General features: G+C 69.8%; 20 protein-coding genes. 16 read left to right on the top strand and 4 right to left on the bottom strand.

Features of this window, described 5'->3' with window-relative positions; genetic code table 11:
* Nucleotides 1-16: 16 nt before the first annotated feature.
* The 12 genes from EVJ50_RS04695 to fba all read left to right on the top strand — a co-directional run bounded on the left by EVJ50_RS04695 (nucleotide 17) and on the right by fba (nucleotide 10,294).
* Nucleotides 17-562 carry a DUF3727 domain-containing protein gene (locus EVJ50_RS04695; protein ID WP_150882582.1) on the top strand — a complete coding sequence of 182 codons (546 nt, stop codon included), beginning with the start codon at nucleotides 17-19 and terminating at the stop codon, nucleotides 560-562.
* On the top strand, nucleotides 562-1,074 hold the full coding sequence (locus EVJ50_RS04690) for a YqeG family HAD IIIA-type phosphatase (RefSeq protein ID WP_150882581.1): 513 nt from the start codon (nucleotides 562-564) through the stop codon (nucleotides 1,072-1,074). Before EVJ50_RS04695 ends, EVJ50_RS04690 begins: the two co-directional genes overlap by 1 nt.
* A complete protein-coding gene (gene proB, locus EVJ50_RS04685) occupies nucleotides 1,071-2,177 on the top strand; it encodes a glutamate 5-kinase (protein WP_150882580.1) in 1,107 nt (368 codons plus the stop codon). Before EVJ50_RS04690 ends, proB begins: the two co-directional genes overlap by 4 nt.
* Nucleotides 2,178-2,230: 53 nt before the next feature.
* Nucleotides 2,231-3,259 carry a UDP-3-O-(3-hydroxymyristoyl)glucosamine N-acyltransferase gene (lpxD, locus tag EVJ50_RS04680; RefSeq protein ID WP_150882579.1) on the top strand — a complete coding sequence of 343 codons (1,029 nt, stop codon included), beginning with the start codon at nucleotides 2,231-2,233 and terminating at the stop codon, nucleotides 3,257-3,259.
* A 51-nt stretch (nucleotides 3,260-3,310) separates the two neighbouring features.
* A complete protein-coding gene (leuB, locus tag EVJ50_RS04675) occupies nucleotides 3,311-4,390 on the top strand; it encodes a 3-isopropylmalate dehydrogenase (RefSeq protein WP_150882578.1) in 1,080 nt (359 codons plus the stop codon).
* Nucleotides 4,391-4,469: 79 nt separating this feature from the next.
* Nucleotides 4,470-5,372: a phosphoribulokinase gene (locus tag EVJ50_RS04670; RefSeq protein ID WP_150882577.1), complete on the top strand. Its 903-nt coding sequence runs from the start codon at nucleotides 4,470-4,472 to the stop codon at nucleotides 5,370-5,372.
* Nucleotides 5,373-5,630: 258 nt separating this feature from the next.
* A complete protein-coding gene (locus EVJ50_RS15335; RefSeq protein ID WP_370455599.1) occupies nucleotides 5,631-5,774 on the top strand; it encodes a hypothetical protein in 144 nt (47 codons plus the stop codon).
* 14 nt (nucleotides 5,775-5,788) lie between these two features.
* A complete protein-coding gene (locus EVJ50_RS04660; protein WP_150884860.1) occupies nucleotides 5,789-6,589 on the top strand; it encodes an A24 family peptidase in 801 nt (266 codons plus the stop codon).
* Between the two features lie 59 nt (nucleotides 6,590-6,648).
* Nucleotides 6,649-7,524: an acetyl-CoA carboxylase, carboxyltransferase subunit beta gene (accD, locus tag EVJ50_RS04655; RefSeq protein ID WP_150884859.1), complete on the top strand. Its 876-nt coding sequence runs from the start codon at nucleotides 6,649-6,651 to the stop codon at nucleotides 7,522-7,524.
* Nucleotides 7,514-7,966: a hypothetical protein gene (locus EVJ50_RS04650; RefSeq protein WP_225323085.1), complete on the top strand. Its 453-nt coding sequence runs from the start codon at nucleotides 7,514-7,516 to the stop codon at nucleotides 7,964-7,966. Before accD ends, EVJ50_RS04650 begins: the two co-directional genes overlap by 11 nt.
* 27 nt (nucleotides 7,967-7,993) lie before the next feature.
* A complete protein-coding gene (locus EVJ50_RS04645) occupies nucleotides 7,994-9,103 on the top strand; it encodes a Gfo/Idh/MocA family protein (protein WP_150882575.1) in 1,110 nt (369 codons plus the stop codon).
* 117 nt (nucleotides 9,104-9,220) lie between these two features.
* Entirely contained in the window at nucleotides 9,221-10,294 is a 1,074-nt protein-coding gene (gene fba, locus EVJ50_RS04640) for a class II fructose-bisphosphate aldolase (RefSeq protein WP_150882574.1), read from the top strand.
* A gap of 99 nt (nucleotides 10,295-10,393) precedes the next feature.
* Here the strand turns inward: fba and EVJ50_RS04635 are convergent, their stop codons facing one another.
* The 3 genes from EVJ50_RS04635 to purS form a co-directional block, all read right to left on the bottom strand.
* The gene (locus EVJ50_RS04635; RefSeq protein WP_225323084.1) at nucleotides 10,394-11,293 is read right to left on the bottom strand and encodes an LD-carboxypeptidase; all 900 of its coding nucleotides are present in this window, start codon (nucleotides 11,291-11,293) and stop codon (nucleotides 10,394-10,396) included.
* 98 nt (nucleotides 11,294-11,391) lie between these two features.
* Nucleotides 11,392-12,045: a phosphoribosylformylglycinamidine synthase subunit PurQ gene (gene purQ, locus EVJ50_RS04630; RefSeq protein ID WP_150882572.1), complete on the bottom strand. Its 654-nt coding sequence runs from the start codon at nucleotides 12,043-12,045 to the stop codon at nucleotides 11,392-11,394.
* Nucleotides 12,042-12,314: a phosphoribosylformylglycinamidine synthase subunit PurS gene (gene purS, locus EVJ50_RS04625; protein WP_150882571.1), complete on the bottom strand. Its 273-nt coding sequence runs from the start codon at nucleotides 12,312-12,314 to the stop codon at nucleotides 12,042-12,044. The genes purQ and purS overlap by 4 nt, the downstream gene beginning before the upstream one ends.
* Nucleotides 12,315-12,417: 103 nt before the next feature.
* Between purS and EVJ50_RS04620 the strand changes: the two genes are divergently transcribed.
* Nucleotides 12,418-12,780, top strand: coding sequence for a hypothetical protein (locus EVJ50_RS04620; protein WP_150882570.1), 363 nt, complete (start codon nucleotides 12,418-12,420; stop codon nucleotides 12,778-12,780).
* 32 nt (nucleotides 12,781-12,812) lie between these two features.
* On the opposite strand, the gene EVJ50_RS04615 is transcribed toward EVJ50_RS04620, so the two are convergent.
* Entirely contained in the window at nucleotides 12,813-13,262 is a 450-nt protein-coding gene (locus EVJ50_RS04615; RefSeq protein WP_150884857.1) for a pentapeptide repeat-containing protein, read from the bottom strand.
* A gap of 93 nt (nucleotides 13,263-13,355) precedes the next feature.
* On the opposite strand from EVJ50_RS04615, the gene EVJ50_RS04610 reads away from it, so the two are divergent.
* From EVJ50_RS04610 to ilvD, 3 genes are read left to right on the top strand one after another with little or no spacing between them, the layout of a single operon-like run.
* Nucleotides 13,356-14,081 carry a uracil phosphoribosyltransferase gene (locus EVJ50_RS04610; protein WP_370455597.1) on the top strand — a complete coding sequence of 242 codons (726 nt, stop codon included), beginning with the start codon at nucleotides 13,356-13,358 and terminating at the stop codon, nucleotides 14,079-14,081.
* A 32-nt stretch (nucleotides 14,082-14,113) separates the two neighbouring features.
* Nucleotides 14,114-14,434 carry a hypothetical protein gene (locus EVJ50_RS04605; RefSeq protein WP_150882569.1) on the top strand — a complete coding sequence of 107 codons (321 nt, stop codon included), beginning with the start codon at nucleotides 14,114-14,116 and terminating at the stop codon, nucleotides 14,432-14,434.
* 59 nt (nucleotides 14,435-14,493) lie between these two features.
* A complete protein-coding gene (gene ilvD, locus EVJ50_RS04600; RefSeq protein WP_150882568.1) occupies nucleotides 14,494-16,161 on the top strand; it encodes a dihydroxy-acid dehydratase in 1,668 nt (555 codons plus the stop codon).
* Nucleotides 16,162-16,221 lie beyond the last annotated feature (60 nt).

Raw genomic sequence — 16,221 nt, 5'->3', positions numbered from 1 at the left:
AATCGATGCGGCGTCCATGAGCAGCGAGTCTCCCTCCATCGGCGGTGATGTCCCCACCGTTCTCGTTCGGGACAGCCTCGGACGGGCCCTGCTCTGCTACCTGGAGGAGCTGATCCCGCTGGAGGGTCGGGACTACGGCCTGCTCACGCCGGTGGATACCCCGGTGAGCCTGTTCCGCCTGCCGGCGGAGGGTGAGCCGGAGCTGGTGGAGAGCCTCGAGGAGAGTGAACCGATCCTCTCCCAGGCCGATGTGGTGCTGCAGGAGTTCGACCTCACCCTGGTGCGATCCGCCGTGACCCTCACCGTCAGCGGTGAACTGGAGGACGGGGATCCGGAGGATCTCGAGGATGAGGAGGACCTGGTCGATGACGCGGAGACCTACGAACTGCTGAAGGAGTTTCAGTTCAGCGATCAGAACTACGGCCTCTACATCCCGCTCGATCCCTTCTTCGTCGTCGCCCGCATCCAGGGCGGCGCTGCCGAGCTGGTGGAGGGTGACGAGTTCGACCGCCTCCAGCCGCTGATCGAGCGCGAGCTTGAGGAACGGGATGCATCGGGTTGATGCTCGCTTCCCTGCTCACCCCTGACTGGGACACCCATGCGGTGCTCCCCGGCCTCTCGATCGATCGCCTCGATGAGCTCGGGATCCTGGCCCTGGTGCTCGATGTGGACCGCACGCTGCTGCCGCGCCGCAGCGACCGGCTCTCATCCGAGATGGAGCGCTGGCTGGGCCTGGCCAAGAGCCGCTTCCATCTCCACCTGCTCAGCAACAACCCCTCGCGGCGCCGCGTCGGGGGCCTCGCCGGAACCCTGGAGGTTCCCTTCACCGCCGCGGCGGCCAAGCCCCGCCGGGCCGCCCTTCGGCGCGTGCTCAACGACCTGGGCCACCCGGCCGAGCGGGTGGCGATGATTGGCGATCGCCTGTTCACCGATGTGCTGGCCGGCAACCGGCTCGGCATGTTCACCGTGCTGGTGCAGCCCGTGGCCGCCGATGGCTCCGCCTGCAGCCACGACTGGCTCCAGGCCACGGAACGCCGGCTCGCGGGCTGGCTGGGCATGAACCGGAGCGCGTGACGATCCGCCGTGTGATCAAGGTGGGCACCAGCCTGCTGCGGGGCACGACGGAGCGCCCAACGGCCGCTGTCGTGGCCGAACTGGCCGCCACGATCGCCGCCCAGCAGCAGCGGCGGCAGCCGGTGGTGCTGGTCACCAGCGGCGCGGTGGGCCTGGGCTGTTCGCGGCTCTTCCTGAAGCGCCGTCCCTCTGAGGCCAGGGCGCTTCAGGCGGCCGCGGCCGTGGGTCAGAGCCGCCTGATGCGTCTGTACGACGACGCCTTCGCGGCCCACGGGCAGCCGGTGGCCCAGGTGTTGCTGACGCGGGCCGATCTCGCCTCCCGGCGCCGCTATCTGAAAGCCAGTCGCACCCTGGAGCAGCTCCTGGACTGGGGTGTGGTGCCGATCGTCAACGAGAACGACACCGTGGCCATCGATGAGCTCCGCTTCGGGGACAACGACACCCTCTCGGCCCTCGTGGCCGTTGCCGTGGGCGCCACCGAGCTGATCCTGCTCACCGATGTGGACCGCCTTTACACGGGCGACCCGCGCCAGCAGAGCGATGCCCGGCCGATCGACGAGGTGCGCACCCGTGCAGAGCTCGATGCCCTCTGGACGGCGGCGGGAGCGCCCAGCCGCTGGGGCACCGGTGGCATGACCACGAAGCTGGCCGCCGCCCGGATCGCCACGGCCAGCGGCGTGAGGGTCCGGCTGGCGGATGGCCGCGACCCCGCCGTGCTCACGGCCCTGCTGCACGGCGAGCCCTCCGGCACCCTGTTCCATCCCTGCCCCCGTCCCTACGGCGATCGCAAGAGCTGGCTGGCCCATGCCCTGCACCCCGAGGGTGTGCTCGCCATCGATGCCGGGGCCGAACGGGCTCTGCGGGAACGGGGCGCCTCCCTGCTGGCGGTGGGGATCCGCTCGGTGCGCGGCGAGTTCCCCCGCCGCTCGGCGGTTCGCCTGGTCGGCGAAGCCGGGGAGGAGGTCGGCCGCGGCATCTCGGCCCTGAGCAGCCTCGAGATCCATCAGGCCATGGGACGCAGCAGCCCCCAGCTCGGACCCCTGCGCGATCCCCTGCTCAGCGATGCGGTCGTGCACCGCGATGAACTCGTGATCACCGCCTGAATCCGCTCCGCTCCGGGCCGGCCACCTACGATCGCGGCCGTCCGGAAGGGGTCATGCGCTTCAGCGAGCTGCTCTCCCGCCTGTCCATCCCGGTGTCCGAGGACTGGGTGCACCTGGGCTCCGACCCGGAGATCGAGCGCTGTGCAGCCCTGGATGCCGATGCTGCGCAGGCCCTCAGTTTCCTCGAACCGGGCAGCGGCCTCGATCAGGCCCTGGAGGCCACAGGCGCTGCGGCGGTGCTGCTGCCGCGGGAGGCCTCTCTGCTCGAGCTCGCCGGCCGGGGCGATCGGGCCTGGGCGGCCGTCGACCAGCCACGTCTGGTCTTCGCCCGGGCGCTGGCTCTGCTTCATCCCCTGCCCCGGCCCGAGCCGGGCGTCCACCCCACCGCCGTGGTGGATCCCTCCGCCCAGCTCGGGCAGGGCGTCTCGATCGGTGCGCGTGTGGTCATCGGTCCCGCCTGCCGGCTGGCGGACGGCTGCGTGGTTCACGCCGGTGCCGTGCTCTACGGCGATGTGGCGCTGGAGGCTGACTGTGAGATCCACGCCAACGCGGTGCTCGAGTGGGGCTGCCGTCTGGGCCGGGGCTGCGTGATCCAGGCCAATGCGGTGATCGGCGGCGAGGGATTCGGCTTCGTTCCCACCGCCGAGGGCTGGGTGAAGATGCCCCAGACCGGCCGTGTGGTGCTGGGAGACGGCGTGGAGGTGGGCAGCTGCTCCACCATCGACCGTCCGTCCGTCGGCGAGACCCTGGTGGGGCCCGGCACGAAGATCGACAACCTGGTGCACGTCGGCCACGGCGTGCGCATCGGCTCCGGCTGTGCCCTGGCGGCGCAGGTGGGCATCGCCGGCGGGGCGGAACTGGGCCATGGCGTGATCCTCGCCGGCCAGGTGGGCGTGGCCAACCGCTCCCGCATCGGCGACCGGGCCATCGCGTCTTCCAAATCCGGCATTCACGGCGAGATCGCCGCCGGCGAGGTGGTGAGCGGCTACCCGGCCATCCCCAACCGGCTCTGGCTGCGCTGTGCGGCGGCGTTCAACCGACTGCCCGAGATGGCTCGCACCCTCAAGCGTCTGCAGCGCTGACGGGGCGAGTCGTATGGTCCTGCGTTGGCCTCACCTGAACCACGGAGCCCCATGACCGCTTATCGCATCAGCCTTCTGGCTGGAGACGGCATCGGTCCTGAGATCACGGCGGTGAGCCGTCGTCTGCTCGAGGCCGTGGCGGCGCGTGAGGGCTTTGCGCTCCAGTTCGAGTCCTGGCCGATCGGAGGGGCGGGCATCGAGGCCTGTGGCCAGCCCCTGCCGCCCGAAACCCTGGCGGCCTGTCAAGCCAGCGACGCGGTGCTGCTGGCGGCGATCGGCAGTCCCCGCTACGACGCTCTTCCTCGCGAGCAGCGCCCGGAGAGCGGCCTGCTGGCGCTGAGGGCGGGCATGGATCTGTTCGCCAACCTCAGGCCCGTCACGATCCGGCCGGCGCTGATGGGTGCCAGCAGCCTCAGGCCGGAGGTGATCGAGGGCGTGGATCTGATGGTGGTACGCGAGCTCACCGGCGGCATCTACTTCGGCCGTCCCAAGGGACGGGTGGAGAGCGAGGGCGGCATCCGGGCCTTCAACACCATGACCTACAGCGATGCGGAAATCGACCGCATCGCCGCGGTCGCCTTTGATCTGGCCGGCAACCGGCGCCGCCGCCTCTGCTCGGTGGACAAGGCCAACGTGCTCGATGTCAGCCAGCTCTGGCGCGATCGGGTCAACGCCATGGCGGCCGACCACCCGGACGTGGAGGTCAGCCACATGTACGTCGACAATGCCGCCATGCAGCTGGTGCGTGCTCCGCGCAGCTTCGACGTGCTGCTGACCGGCAACCTCTTCGGCGACATCCTCAGCGACGAGGCGGCCATGCTCACCGGCAGCATCGGCATGCTGCCATCAGCGTCGCTGTCCGCCGAAGGTCCGGGGCTGTTCGAGCCGGTTCACGGCTCGGCCCCGGACATCGCCGGCCAGGACCGGGCCAACCCTCTGGCGATGGCCCTCTCCGCCGCCATGATGCTGCGCGTGGGCCTGAAGCAGGAGTCGGCGGCGGCCGCCATCGAAACCGCCGTGGACCGCGTGCTTGAACGGGGTTACCGCACGGTCGACCTGATGCAGGAGGGCTGCACGGAGGTGGGCTGTCAGGCCATGGGAGAGCACCTGCTCACGGCGCTCGCCGGTTGAGCCCGGGCTCCGGAGCGGCCCGCCCGGAGCCGGCCGACCTGCCGAATGCGACACTGCCTGCATTCTTCAGCCAGCGTCGATGTCGAAGCGTCACCCGGTCGTGGCCGTCACGGGCTCCTCAGGGGCCGGTACCAGCACCGTGAAGCGGGCCTTCGAGCACATCTTCGCCAGGGAAGGCATCGTCCCGGCCGTCGTGGAGGGCGACAGCTACCACCGCTTCGAGCGGATGGCCATGAAGCAGGCCATGGCGGATGCCCTCAGCCGGGGTGAGAACTTCTCCCACTTCGGGCCCGAGGCCAACCTCTTCGACAAGCTCGAGGAGCTCTTCCGCACCTACGGCGAGAGCGGTGGCGGCCAGAAGCGCTACTACCTGCACAGCCCGGAGGAGGCGGCGGAACACAATGCGCGCCTGGGCACCGACCTCGGCCCCGGCCAGTTCACACCCTGGGAGGACATCCCGAAGGACACCCATCTCCTCTTCTACGAGGGACTCCATGGCGGGGTGAAGGGCGAGGACTACGACGTGGCGGCGCTGGCCGATCTTCTGGTCGGGGTGGTGCCGATCACCAACCTGGAGTGGATTCAGAAGATCCATCGCGACAACGCCGAGCGGGGCTACTCGGCCGAGGCGATCGTGGACACGATCCTGCGCCGGATGCCGGATTACATCAACCACATCTGCCCGCAGTTCAGCCGCACCGACATCAACTTCCAGCGGGTGCCGACGGTGGACACCTCCAACCCATTCATCTGCCGCAACATCCCGACGCCGGATGAGAGCTTCGTGATCATCCACTTCCGCAAGGGTGCACGCGAGAAGTGGGGCATCGATTTCCCCTACCTGCTCAGCATGATCCACGACTCCTTCATGTCGAGCCCCACCAGCATCGTGGTGAACGGCGGCAAGATGGGCTTCGCGATGGAACTGATCCTCACGCCGATCATCCACCGCATGATCGAGGAGAAGCGCCACGCTCACTGACGGTTTGCTTCCCTGCCCGCAAACGGCTGCTGGCTGAGAGGTTCACAGCCGTTACGATGCCCGCTATCAGCGGCAGGCCTCATTTCCGCAGATCGCCCGTCACGACCCTCCCCATCGTTTGACATCGCCGGCCCGCGGTCCGCTGCTTCCTCCGGGCCGCGATGGGATCGGGTCAACAGCCGCGATCTCCTGGCCCGGGCCCGCTCGATCTATTTCGCGTTCCTCACCGCCCACCCCGGCAGTCCCGACCCGGTCGGGGTGGTCCTGACCGAGGCCGAGTCCTGCGGACGCGTCGTCTTCTCGGTTCCGGTGCTCCTGCCGGACGAGCAGTTCCTGGCATTGGACCTGATCCGTCCCCGTCCGGCCCGGCAGCGTCCGGTCCGGCCGATCGTGCGGCCGTGATCACCGCGCTGCCCATGGCCGCTCTGGCCTTCCCCACCGCTGTGCTCGGAGCCTGTGTGGGCAGTTTTCTCAATGTGGTGGCCTGGCGTCTCCCACGGGGCGAGTCCCTGCTGCATCCCGGCAGCCATTGCCCCCGCTGCGGCGCCGGCCTGACCTGGATCGAGAACCTCCCGGTGCTGGGCTGGCTGCGTCTCCGGGGACGCTGTGCCCACTGCAGCGCCCCGATCGCCGCGCGATACCCCGCCGTGGAGGTCCTCACGGCCGGTCTCTGGGTCAGTGTCCTGGCCGCCGGGCCGGGCAGCTGGAGCGAGCTGCTGGCGGGCTGGCTGCTGCTCAGCTGGCTGCTGGCTATGGCGCTGATCGACCTGGATCACCTCTGGCTGCCCGAGCCCCTCTGCCGCTGGGGAACCATCGCCGGAATCGTCGCCACCCTGCTCCTGGCTCCGGCCGGGTCCCTGCGGCCGCTGCTCCTGGCCCATCTGCTGGCGGCCGCCCTGGCCCTGCTGGCCCTGGAGTCGCTCAGCGCCCTGGCCGAGCGGGTGCTGGGCCAGCCGGCTCTGGGTCTGGGTGACGCCAAGCTGGCTGCCATGCTCGGGGCCTGGCTGGGACCGCTGGGCGTGGCCATCGCCCTGGCTCTGGCCGTGTTCAGCGGAGCGGTGTACGGCCTCACCGGCCGGTTGAGCGGGCTGCTGGCCCCCCGCCAGGCCTTTCCCTTCGGTCCCTTCCTTGCCCTCGGCGGCTGGCTGGTGTGGGTGCTGGGGCCCCAGTGGTGGCTCCGGCTCTGGCTGGAGTGGCCTCTTCTGATCCAGGGCTGAGGGCCGGCGGCGGCCCAATCCCCACCGGGCCTTTGAATGGGTCCATCTCAACAGTGCCTGTGTCCCTTTTCGACTGGTTCGCCGATCGGCGCAAGACGCAGCCCGCCGTGCGCGGGACCCAGGAGATCGACGACACCGATGCCCTGTGGAGCAAGTGCCCCGAATGCGGGCTGGTGGCCTACCGCAAGGACCTGATCGCCAATGCCAGCGTCTGCAGCGGCTGTGGTCATCACCTGCGCATCGACAGCGCCGCCCGGATCGCGGTGATCGCCGATGAGGGGTCGTTCGATGCCCTCGACAGCGATCTGAGCCCCACCGATCCACTCGGGTTCAAGGACCGGCGCAGCTACGCCGACCGGCTTCGCGACACCCAGCGCAACACCGGTCTCACCGATGCCGTGATCACGGGCCTCTGCCGGGTGGAGGGAATTCCCCTGGCCCTGGCCGTGATGGACTTCCGCTTCATGGGCGGTTCGATGGGATCGGTGGTGGGAGAGAAGATCACCCGCCTGATCGAGGAGGCCACGTCCCGCGGCATGGCCGTGATGGTGGTCTGCGCCTCCGGTGGCGCGCGCATGCAGGAGGGCATGCTCAGCCTGATGCAGATGGCGAAGGTGTCGGGTGCGCTGGAGCGGCACCGGGAGCGCGGCCTGCTCTACCTGCCGCTGCTGACCCATCCCACCACCGGCGGTGTCACCGCCAGCTTCGCCATGCTCGGGGACCTGATCCTGGCGGAGCCCAGAGCCATGATCGGCTTTGCCGGCCGGCGGGTGATCGAGCAGACCCTGCGCGAGAAGCTGCCGGACGACTTCCAGACCGCCGAATACCTGCAGGACCACGGCTTCGTGGACATGATCGTGCCCCGCACCCAGCTGCGCCGGACCCTCTCCGACCTGCTGCAGCTCCACGGCGCAGCCCCGGCCCATGCCGCCTGAGTTCCCCCACGCTGGCCCGGCCCGCATTCACCGCCGGCTTCGCTCCATGGGCGTGCTCCTCGGCAGCGCTCTGATGGTGCTGGCCCTCTGGCTGGTCACTCCGCCATCGCCCGCCCAGGCCGGCCCGGTGGACTGGGTGGAGCTGCCCCCCTCGAAGGACGGCCGCCAGTGGTGGGATCGCGGCAGCCTGCGTCCCACGCGCGATGGCCATCTCTCGGTGCTCAGCCGCTTCAGCCCGGCGGCGGGCGATTCCGAGACTCCTGAGCGGGGGTCGCTTTACGTGATGGAGGTCGATTGCGACCAGGCGCTGTACCGAGACGTGTCGGTGAATGGTCTGCCCCGCTGGCGTGCCTCCTGGCAGCTGGTGACCGGAGATCCCCTGCTGGAGCATCTGCTGGATGCGGTCTGCGCCGCAGACCGTGACCCGGCCGCTGCCGCCTGACGCTCTCCCCCCTTCCTCGCACCCGACATGACGACCGGTTCCCCCATCGGAGTGGCCATCGCCGGCCTCGGTTTCGGCCTCAAGGTGCACCTGCCGGCCTGCAGGGCCTCGGCCGAGGTCGAGCCGGTGGCCCTGTGGCACCCCCGGGCCGAACGGCTGGAGGAGGCCTGTCGTGGGGCGTCCCTTCCCGGTACCGACGACTTCAGTGCACTGCTCGCCATGCCCGGTGTGGAGGCGGTGATCATCGCCACACCCCCGGCTGCGCGCTTCGATCTGGCCCGCCGGGCCCTCGAGGCCGGCCGTCACGTGCTGCTGGAGAAGCCGGTGGGGCTCAACGCCGGGGAGGCCGAGAGCCTGCAGCGGTTGGCTCTGGAGCGGGGTCTGAGCGTGGCAGTGGATTTCGAGTACCGGGCCGTGCCCCTGTTCCAGCAGCTGGCGGCCCTGCTGGAACAGGGGGTGCTGGGCGACCCCTGGCTGATCAAGCTCGACTGGCTGATGAGCAGCCGTGCCGATCCGGCCAGGCCCTGGAACTGGTATTCCGATGCCGGGCAGGGCGGGGGTGTGATCGGTGCCCTCGCGACGCATGCCGTGGACATGCTGCACTGGCTCATCGGACCGACGGAGTCGATCAGCGGCCGCCTCGCCACCGCCATCGGCGAACGACCCGATCCGTCCCAGGGCGGGGTGCCCCGTGCGGTGAGCAGCGAGGACGTGGCTCTGGCCCAGCTGACCCTGCGCCCGCGTGAGGGGCTGACGGTGCCCGCTCAGGTGAGCCTTTCGGCCGTGGCCCGCCAGGGCAGGGGCTGCTGGCTCGAGTGCTACGGCAGTGAGGCCACCCTGGTCCTCGGCAGCGACAACCAGGCCGATTACGTCCATGGCTTCGGGCTGTGGATGGCCGCACCCGGCCAGCCCCTGCGCAGTGTGGCCGCCGATCCGGCCCTCGCCTTCCCCACCACCTGGAGTGACGGGCGCATCGCACCGGTGCTGCGGCTGCTGGACTGGTGGGCGGACAGCATCCGTTCCGGACGGCCGATGAGCCCCGGTCTCAGTGAAGGGGTGCTCAGTCAGCGGGTCTGCGACCTCTGGCGGAGCTCGGCCGAATCCGGAATGAGCCTGACGATCGGGGGCGGGGACTGAAGCCCGGACCGGAAGCCCGCGAGGGATCGTGACAATTGTTATGGCTGCCGACTACAGTCTCGCCCTGAAACGGTCTCGACGCTGAGACCGTGACATTCCGTCCTTCCGGAGACATCGATGGCCCTGGTTCCCCTGCGGTTGCTGCTTGACCACGCCGCTGAAAACGGCTACGGCATTCCAGCCTTCAACGTCAACAACCTGGAACAGGTCCAGGCCATCATGGAGGCCGCTGACGAGACCGACAGCCCGGTCATCCTCCAGGCCTCACGCGGTGCCCGCTCCTATGCCGGTGAGATCTTCCTGCGCCACCTGATCCTGGCGGCCACCGAGACCTACCCCCACATCCCGGTGGTGATGCACCAGGACCACGGCAACGAGCCGTCCACCTGCTACTCCGCCGCCATCAACGGGTTCACCTCCGTGATGATGGACGGCTCGCTCGAGGCTGACGCCAAGACCCCCGCCAGCTACGAGTACAACTGCAACGTCACCCGTCAGGTGGTGGACTTCGCCCACGCCGTCGGCGTGAGCGTGGAGGGTGAGCTGGGCTGCCTCGGCTCCCTGGAGACCGGCAAGGGCGAGGCCGAGGATGGCCACGGTTTCGAGGGTGAGCTGAGCAAGGACATGCTCCTCACCGATCCCCAGGAAGCCGCTGACTTCGTGGCGCGTACCAAGGTCGACGCCCTGGCCATCGCCATCGGCACCAGCCACGGCGCCTACAAGTTCACCCGCAAGCCCACCGGTGAGGTGCTCGCCATCTCCCGGATCGCCGAGATCCACAAGGCCATCCCCAACACCCACCTGGTGATGCACGGCTCCAGCTCCGTTCCCCAGGAATGGCTGGACATGATCAACAAGTTCGGCGGCAACATCCCCGAGACCTACGGCGTTCCGGTCGAGGAGATCCAGGAGGGCATCCGCAACGGCGTCCGCAAGGTGAACATCGACACCGACAACCGCCTGGCCTTCACCGCCGCCGTGCGGGAAGCCGCCGCGGCCGATCCGGCCAACTTCGACCCCCGCCACTTCAACAAGCCGGCCCGCAAGTACATGAAGCAGGTCTGCCTCGACCGCTACCAGCAGTTCTGGTGCGCCGGTCAGGCCAGCAAGATCCAGCAGGGCTCCATCAGCCACTACGCCGGCCTCTACGCCAAGGGTGCGCTCGACCCCAAGGTGGCCGTCGCCGCCTGAGCCTTCCCAGGCCCGTTTCCCTTCCGCGCAGCCTGCCGGCAGGCCCCTCGTTCTCCCTCAGCGCCTCACGGCCGCTGGGGGAGTTTTTTTGGCCCGCCCTCAGCTGGATCCGGTCTGGCGGATCAGGCTGAGGCGGCCCTGGCTGCCATCAAGCCGCGCCGGCACGCCCAGGGGCAGGGCCTGGTTCGGCAGGCCATGACCGAGCGGAAGATCCAGCACCAGCGGCACGCCCAGATCGCCCAGGCGCTCCTCGAGGATTTCGCTCATGCTGAAGTCGCCGGGCTCCGCCTCTCCCGTCCAGCTGAACCGGCCGCAGGCCACGCCGGCCACCCCGTCCAGCAGCCCGCTCGTGCGCCACTGGGTCAGCATCCGGTCCACGCGGTAGGGGGCCTCCTCCACGTCCTCCAGCACCAGGATCGTGTGGCGCAGGGAGGGCAGCCAGGGCGTGCCGATCAGATGGGTCGCCACGGTGAGATTGGTCACCAGCAACGCGCCCTCCGCCCATCCGGGGCGAACGCCGCGGCCCTTCAGATCAGCGACCGCCCGACCGGCCAGCAGATCGGCCGTGCGGCGCCACTGCTGCTCAGGCCCGCCGCTGGAGCCATGGATCGCTCCCCCGAGGCCAGCGGCGCACTGGGCCAGCAGCAGAGCGCTGCAGTCGGAGAAGCCCAGGGCCCAGCGGGGGCGCTTCGGAAAGCGGAAACCGGCCTCCAGCACCCGGGCGCTGCCCCAGCCGGCTCCCACATAGAGCACCGCCTCCACGGCGGGATCCGTCCAGGCCTCCTCCATCTGCCGGCGACGGGTGCTGTCGGTGCCGGAGAAGTAGCGCCACTGGCCCAGCACCCCATCGAGCCCCTCAAGCCTCCACCCTTCCGCCGCGCAGCGTTGCTGCAGGGCCATGAAGGTCAGATCCTTCGGCAGCCAGGTGCCCGGGTTCACCGCCAGGATGCGGGAGCCCGGTCGCAACGGCGCCGGCTGGGGCAGCCCGTTCCGTGCCATCGGCCTCCCCTGCGGGGCTCTTCCGGCCGCTCGCCCCGCACTCGCAGCGAGGCCGGTGCCCAGTCCCGCTGCCAGCGCGCTGAGCAGAGGACGCCGCTTCATCCCAGAAGGGAGTCCAGCAGCCGCCTTCCGTCCAGTCCGCCTGTCTGGGGATCGCAGGCCCGTTCCGGGTGGGGCATCAGGCCCAGCACGGTGCCGGCGGCGTTGGTGATCCCCGCCACATCGCCGACGGAGCCGTTCAGGGGCTGGCGGTAGCGCAGGGCGATCCCGTCGCTGTCCTCCAGACGGCGGAGGGTGTCGGCGTCGCACTGATAGCGCCCCTCGCCGTGGGCCACCGGCAGGGTGAGGGTCTGGCCGCTGCGGCAGCCCCCCAGCCAGGCGGAGCGGTGGCTCACCACCTCCAGCTCCACGTCCTGGCAGATGAAGTGAAGGCTGCGGTTGCGGGTCAGGGCTCCCGGAAGCAGGCCCATCTCGGTGAGCACCTGGAAGCCGTTGCAGATGCCGAGCACCCGTCCGCCACGCTCCACGAAGGGTCCCACCTCCTCGAGCACCGGAGCAAAGCGGGCGATGGCACCGCAGCGCAGGTAATCGCCATAGCTGAAGCCGCCGGGAAGCACCAGTGCATCCAGGCCACTCAGGTCCCGCTCCTCATGCCAGAGGTATCGGCACGGCAGCCCCAGGCAGCCACTGAGGGCCCAGTGCACGTCCCGATCGCAGTTGGACCCCGGGAAGACGACGATGCCGATGCTCATGCCGGACGGTCCTCCGCTGCGGAGGCCAGTTCCAGATGCCAGTCCTCGATCACGGGGTTGGCCAGCAGCCGGTCACTGAGCAGCTCCAGCTGGGCGCGGGCATCCGATTCGTTGTCGGCCTCCAGATCCACCTCCACCGCCCTGCCGATCCTCAGCCGCGAGATGCCGGTCACGCCGAGCCGGTCGGCGGCCGCCCGGGTCGCTTCCCCGGCCGGGTCCAGGACGGATGGGCGCAGCGACACCAGCACTCGGGCGCGGTAGAGCGGCACGGGACCTCGCTCGGGACAATCGTTAAATCTTGGCAGCCCGCTCCACCGCGCCCCTCTGCGCGAGCCACGGTGGAAAGAGCGGTCGAGGGATGCCCCACAGGTCATGAGCGGAAGGCTGCAGGCGGATGGTCTCGCTGCGGCGCTGGCTGTGGCCGGCGGGCTTCTCAGCGTGACCGTGCCGCTCAGAGCGATGGAGGAGGTGCCGCTTCAGTGCCGGCTCGAGAAAGGGGCCTGGCAGCCCTGCCGCATGGGCGTGGAGGACGTGGGGCGGCGCTGGTGGCTCCAGCTCGATTCCCGCCGCTGGCAGTTCCAGCACGACGGCAGCGGTCGGGTCCGGATGCAGGCACCCGATGCCGGCTGGCGCAGCGTCGAGCCGCGCTGGGAGTCGATCACCGCCGTCGAGCCGGCGTCCCACGCCTTGTGCTGGGATGGGGTCTGCGCCCTCGGGCCCATCCCGCTGGACTGAGGCCGCGCCCACTCGCTGCGGTGGTCCGGTCGTCAGCGGCAGGCGAGGCTGTCGCGGGTGCTCACACCGGTGCGGGAGTTGACCCCGCTGGCCCGCTGGCAGAGCGCTTTCTGCTGAGGCAGGTCCAGCACCGCGTCGCTGAAATCGGCGCCGTCGATGCGGGCCTCACTGAAGCGGCTCTGCATCAGCATCGCGTTGCGGAACACGGCGTCGCGCAGATCGGCGCCATCGAAGCGGCTGGCGAAGGCCACCACGTCCTCGAGGTCGGCCCCGCGCAGATCGGCGTCACGCAGCTGGGTGGTGTTGAACACCGCTCCGCGCAGATCGCTGCCCTGCAGGTTGAAGCCGCTGAGGTCGGCCTTGATGAACTCCTGCTGCTGCAGGTCGCTGCCCGGCATCTCCGGCTGGAGATCCTGGAGCGCCCGCTGGCCGCGCAGTTCCGGCGCCGTGATCGCCATCGCCGGGGCCAGGGGCTGGAGCATCAGCAGAACACCGACCAGAAAGGTCAACAACCGGCGCCACACCGTCGTTCCGATCCGTCCCGTCACTCCCTGCAGTCCTCAACGTCACACTTGGTGACACGTTACGCAGCCCGCGGGGGGGCGATGGCCATGAGCAAGGCGATGCGCGTGGTGGTGCCTCCCCATCCCCTGATCGCCCACTGGCTCACCGTGCTGAGGGACCGGGCGACGCCCGCTCCGCTGCTGCTCACCGCCCTTGAGGAACTCGGCCACTGGCTCTGCTACGAGGCGCTGCGCGACTGGCTTCCCCACCGCCCGGCCTCGGTGGAGACCCCCCTTGGCACGGCCCGGGGCCAGGTGATCGATGCCGGCGTTCCCCTGATGGCGATTCAGGTGGTGCAGGGGGGGCAGGAACTGTGGAACGGAGCCCGCCGGGTGCTGCCCATGAGCCGCCTGGTCCATGTGATGGCCGGATCGGCCCCGGCCGGTGAGGCCGGCGACCCGGAGCGGCAGGCATGGGCCCGGATGGTCGCCGCACAGCTGCCCGGGCGGATCGATGCGCGCGAGGGGGTGATGCTGCTGCTGCCGGTGATCGGCAGCGGAGCCCTGGCGCAGGCGCTGCTGCAGGGTCTGGCGGAACGGGGCTGCAGCGGCCGCCGGGTGCGGCTGCTCACCGCCATCGCCTGCCAGCCGGGGTTGCAGGCCCTGGCCGAACTCTGGCCCGATCTCACCATCCACACGGCCTGCATCGATCCCGACTGCGACGAGGCGGACCGGCCTCTGCCGGGCGTCGGCGATCTGCCGCAACGGCTCTATGGCCTGCCGGCCCGCTCTTCCTAGGGTGAATGGATTGTCTCAGCGTGCTCGAGAGGATGGGATCGGCAGGACGCACAACCGGTTCCTCAGCGGCGGGCACCATCGCCATCAGCCTTGCGGCCGGTGTGGTGCTGGGGGCTGCCGGCCTGGCGGGCTGGCTCTGGCGCCGGGCCGAGCGCCGCGGCCGTGCCCGCCGTCATGAGGCGATGCTCTTCTCCTCCCGCCTGCAGGATGGCTCCGAGGCGGCCGGGCCTCTGTCCCGGACCGGCGCCGATGCCGGAGGTGTCCGCCGCGAGCTTCAGGAACGGGTTGAGGAGCTGAACCTCGCCATCGATGATGTGCGCCGTCAGCTCGAGGCCCTCACCACCGGTGGCTGAACGGAGGAGCCGCAGCGAGCCGTAGGTTCTGAACAGCGACCTCCGCTGCGGCCACGCCCATGCTTCGATCCGCTGCCATCACACAGGGTGTTCAGCGCTCACCCAACCGCGCCATGCTCCGGGCGGTCGGCTTCGGTGACGACGACTTCGGCAAGCCGATCATCGGCATCGCCAACGGCTACAGCACGATCACGCCCTGCAACGTGGGTCTCAACGATCTGGCCCGCTGCGCCGAGGAGGCCGCCCATCGCGCCGGGGGCATGCCTCAGATGTTCGGCACGATCACGGTGAGTGATGGCATCTCCATGGGCACCGAGGGGATGAAGTACTCGCTGGTGTCGCGGGAGGTGATCGCCGATTCGATCGAAACGGCCTGCAACGCCCAGAGCATGGACGGCGTGCTCGCCATCGGTGGCTGTGACAAGAACATGCCCGCGGCGATCATCGCCATGGCCCGCATGAACATCCCCGCCGTCTTTGTGTACGGCGGCACGATCAAACCCGGCCGGCTGGAGGAGGAGGACCTCACCGTTGTCAGCGCCTTCGAGGCGGTGGGAGCCTTCACCAGCGGCCGCATCGATCAGACCCGGCTGGATCAGGTGGAACGCCACGCCTGTCCGGGTGCCGGCAGCTGTGGCGGCATGTTCACGGCCAACACCATGTCCTCGGCGATCGAGGCGATGGGCCTGAGCCTGCCCTACAGCTCCACGATGGCCGCGGAGGATGGGGAGAAGGCCGAGAGTGCCGCACGCTCGGCCGAGGTGCTGGTGGAGGCGATCAAAGCCGACATCCGCCCGCTGGATCTGCTGACCCGCGAGGCCTTTGAGAATGCCATCAGCGTGATCATGGCGGTGGGCGGATCGACCAATTCCGTGCTGCATCTCCTGGCGATCGCCCGCACTGCCGGTGTTCCCCTGAGCCTCTCGGACTTCGAGGCCATCCGTCAGCGCGTGCCGGTGTTCTGCGATCTCAAGCCCAGCGGCCGCTTCGTCACGGTCGACCTGCACCGGGCCGGCGGCATCCCCCAGGTGATGAAGCTGCTGCTCGATGCCGGTCTGCTGCACGGTGAGTGCCGCACCATCGAGGGCCGCACCCTGAAGGAACAGCTAGCGGATGTGCCCTCCCAGCCCCCGGCCGGGCAGCAGGTGATCCGTCCGCTGAGTGACCCCGTCTATCGCAAAGGGCATCTGGCCGTGCTGCGGGGCAACCTCGCGCCGGAGGGCAGCGTCGCCAAGATCAGCGGCGTGAAGACGCCGGTGCTCACCGGCCCGGCGCGCGTGTTCGAGAGCGAGGAGGACTGCCTCAAGGCGATCCTGGCCGGGGCCATCGCCGCGGGCGACGTGGTGGTGGTGCGCAACGAGGGCCCGGTTGGTGGCCCGGGGATGCGGGAGATGCTCGCTCCCACCTCCGCCATCGTGGGCCAGGGGTTGGGTGAGGCGGTGGCCCTGATCACCGACGGCCGCTTCAGCGGCGGCACCTACGGCCTCGTGGTCGGCCACGTGGCGCCGGAGGCGGCGGTGGGCGGGCCGATCGGCCTGGTGCAGGAGGGTGATTCCATCACCGTGGATGCGGATCAGCAGTTGCTGCAGCTCAACGTGAGCGATGCGGAGCTCACCGCCCGCCGCGAGCGCTGGCAGCCCGCCCCGCCGCGCTACCGCCATGGCGTTCTGGGCAAGTACGCCAAGTTGGTGGCGAGTGCCAGCGAGGGGGCGACCACCGATCGCTGATCGCCTTTCGCTCGCCTGCTCCAGTGACTGTGAGGCACGCAGGCCAGTGCGTGGCTGATC

The sequence above is a fragment of the Synechococcus sp. RSCCF101 genome, assembly GCF_008807075.1.
Lineage (GTDB): Bacteria > Cyanobacteriota > Cyanobacteriia > PCC-6307 > Cyanobiaceae > RSCCF101.
The sequence above is the reverse complement of the archived record's forward strand: the minus strand, read 5'-3'. Positions and strand labels throughout refer to the sequence as shown.

What these genes read in the sequence shown, in the direction of transcription:
- EVJ50_RS04695 (WP_150882582.1), top strand. Translation starts at nt 17, where the DNA reads ATGAGCAGCGAGTCTCCCTCCATCGGCGGTGATGTCCCCACCGTTCTC.
- EVJ50_RS04690 (WP_150882581.1), top strand. Translation starts at nt 562, where the DNA reads ATGCTCGCTTCCCTGCTCACCCCTGACTGGGACACCCATGCGGTGCTC.
- lpxD (WP_150882579.1), top strand. Translation starts at nt 2,231, where the DNA reads ATGCGCTTCAGCGAGCTGCTCTCCCGCCTGTCCATCCCGGTGTCCGAG.
- leuB (WP_150882578.1), top strand. Translation starts at nt 3,311, where the DNA reads ATGACCGCTTATCGCATCAGCCTTCTGGCTGGAGACGGCATCGGTCCT.
- EVJ50_RS04670 (WP_150882577.1), top strand. Translation starts at nt 4,470, where the DNA reads ATGTCGAAGCGTCACCCGGTCGTGGCCGTCACGGGCTCCTCAGGGGCC.
- EVJ50_RS04660 (WP_150884860.1), top strand. Translation starts at nt 5,789, where the DNA reads ATGGCCGCTCTGGCCTTCCCCACCGCTGTGCTCGGAGCCTGTGTGGGC.
- EVJ50_RS04650 (WP_225323085.1), top strand. Translation starts at nt 7,514, where the DNA reads ATGCCGCCTGAGTTCCCCCACGCTGGCCCGGCCCGCATTCACCGCCGG.
- EVJ50_RS04645 (WP_150882575.1), top strand. Translation starts at nt 7,994, where the DNA reads ATGACGACCGGTTCCCCCATCGGAGTGGCCATCGCCGGCCTCGGTTTC.
- fba (WP_150882574.1), top strand. Translation starts at nt 9,221, where the DNA reads ATGGCCCTGGTTCCCCTGCGGTTGCTGCTTGACCACGCCGCTGAAAAC.
- EVJ50_RS04635 (WP_225323084.1), bottom strand. Translation starts at nt 11,293, where the DNA reads ATGGCACGGAACGGGCTGCCCCAGCCGGCGCCGTTGCGACCGGGCTCC.
- purQ (WP_150882572.1), bottom strand. Translation starts at nt 12,045, where the DNA reads ATGAGCATCGGCATCGTCGTCTTCCCGGGGTCCAACTGCGATCGGGAC.
- EVJ50_RS04620 (WP_150882570.1), top strand. Translation starts at nt 12,418, where the DNA reads ATGAGCGGAAGGCTGCAGGCGGATGGTCTCGCTGCGGCGCTGGCTGTG.
- EVJ50_RS04615 (WP_150884857.1), bottom strand. Translation starts at nt 13,262, where the DNA reads ATGCTCCAGCCCCTGGCCCCGGCGATGGCGATCACGGCGCCGGAACTG.
- EVJ50_RS04605 (WP_150882569.1), top strand. Translation starts at nt 14,114, where the DNA reads ATGGGATCGGCAGGACGCACAACCGGTTCCTCAGCGGCGGGCACCATC.
- ilvD (WP_150882568.1), top strand. Translation starts at nt 14,494, where the DNA reads ATGCTTCGATCCGCTGCCATCACACAGGGTGTTCAGCGCTCACCCAAC.